The organism is Embleya sp. NPDC005971 (genome assembly GCF_040629175.1).
Taxonomy (GTDB): Bacteria; Actinomycetota; Actinomycetes; order Streptomycetales; family Streptomycetaceae; genus Embleya.
Map to the genome: position 1 here is coordinate 1 of NZ_JBEXUX010000191.1, position 1,421 is coordinate 1,421.

General features: G+C 72.5%; 3 protein-coding genes. All 3 read right to left on the reverse strand.

Annotated features, from left to right (window positions below; translation table 11 throughout):
* Positions 1–392, reverse strand: a 392-nt coding sequence (locus tag ABZ374_RS48525) for a hypothetical protein (protein WP_360325261.1), incomplete at its 3' end; no start/stop codon positions are given.
* Positions 389–709, reverse strand: coding sequence for a hypothetical protein (locus ABZ374_RS48530; RefSeq protein ID WP_360325263.1), 321 nt, complete (start codon positions 707–709; stop codon positions 389–391). The genes ABZ374_RS48525 and ABZ374_RS48530, both read right to left, overlap by 4 nt.
* Positions 706–1,275 carry a hypothetical protein gene (locus ABZ374_RS48535; RefSeq protein WP_360325266.1) on the reverse strand — a complete coding sequence of 190 codons (570 nt, stop codon included), beginning with the start codon at positions 1,273–1,275 and terminating at the stop codon, positions 706–708. The genes ABZ374_RS48530 and ABZ374_RS48535 overlap by 4 nt, the downstream gene beginning before the upstream one ends.
* Positions 1,276–1,421 lie beyond the last annotated feature (146 nt).

Here is a 1,421-nt window from a genome sequence, read left to right on the forward strand (position 1 = left end):
ATCTCGGCGGCCTGCCGCTCGCGGTCGACGTCGGCAGCGGCGAGCGCCTGGTCCTGCCCCTCGATCTGGCCGTCCAGGTCGGCGATGTGCTCGCGGGCGCGGTCGAGGTCGCGGGCGGCCTCGATCAGCGCGGTGTCGTAGCGCTCGACGGTCGCCTCCAGGTCGGCGATGGCGCGGCGGTTGCTGCTGTCCGCCAGCCGCAGGTGCACCAGCTCGGCCGCGTCGTGCTCGGCCTGGTCCAGCAGCGCAGGCAGGTGCCGGTCGAGGATGCGGTCGAGTGCGGTGTACGAGTCGGTGAGCAGGAGATTGCCGGGGCCGATGCCGGGCGGGGTGGCGGCGAGCGCACGGTCCGCGCGGATTGCCGCCAGGTCGAGCGGCTCGGGGGCGGTCACGAGGCGTCCCATTGGCAGCCGTTGAGATCGTCGCAATCTCCCGAGTGATCAGGCGCGAGTGCGCAGAACACCTCGTCACCGATGCTGTCGTGTGTCATCTCGTCGCATTTCGGGCCGGGGCCACCGTCGTGCCGCCCGTCGACGGGGTCGGGGTCGGGCTTGGCCCTGCGCGTCTCCCAGCCGCGCCGGGCCGCCTCCTGTCGGCGGGCGATGGCCTCGGGGCGTGCGCGGCGCTCGGCACGGGCGCGCTCGCGGGCGGCATCGGCCTGGTCCGCCAGGGCGAGGAGACCACGCCACAGGCCAGTCAGGTCGGTCACTGGGTCGGCTCCTCGATGGCGGTGATCGTGAACTCCCCGGCGCTGCCGAACCCAACGGTGATCCACCCGGTCATCGCTTCGAGGTCGACGTTGACCTCGACGTCGCGTGAACCGAGGTAGCGCAGCGCGTACCGGTGGACGTTGGCGGCGAGTTCGTCCGCTGTGCGCGCGGCTGTGGTGAGCGGAACGGGCGCAGGGCTGCCGCTGCGTCCCCCATAGCGGCCGATCCGGGTGAACGCGATCTCGTAGAGCGGGGCCGGCGGTTCGGCAACGTTCCGGGCCTCGCCGTCGATCGGCAGCCACTGCTGCACGGTGACCTCGCGCAGCTCGACCGCGACGCCGGTGATCGTGTCGTTGCCGAACCAGGTGTCCGATTCCTGGTGCTCGGTGGCCGGGATCTGCCAGCGGATCTGCCAGTGGCTGCCGTCGGGGTGGGCGAACACGCCCTGGTGGGTGACGTCCCACCGGCGGGTGGTGTCGATGACGTGCTCCTCGACCATGTGCTCGAAGGGCACGTCGAGGTCGTCGAGTTCGTCGCGGCTGAACGTGCGGGTGATCTTGCTCATCGGCTGGTCTCCGTCTGGTCGGTGCCCTGGTCGGGGCGGCGTGTGGTGGGCGCGGGTCGGCGGCCCGGCTTGGGCGCGGGCCAGTGCGGCGGCAGGTGGTCGAGGGCGTCGCGCAGCCACCGGGGCAGGTCGGCTCTGGCGTGGTC

Excerpts from the sequence above, each read along its gene's own strand:
- ABZ374_RS48535 (WP_360325266.1), bottom strand. The coding sequence starts at position 1,275 with ATGAGCAAGATCACCCGCACGTTCAGCCGCGACGAACTCGACGACCTC.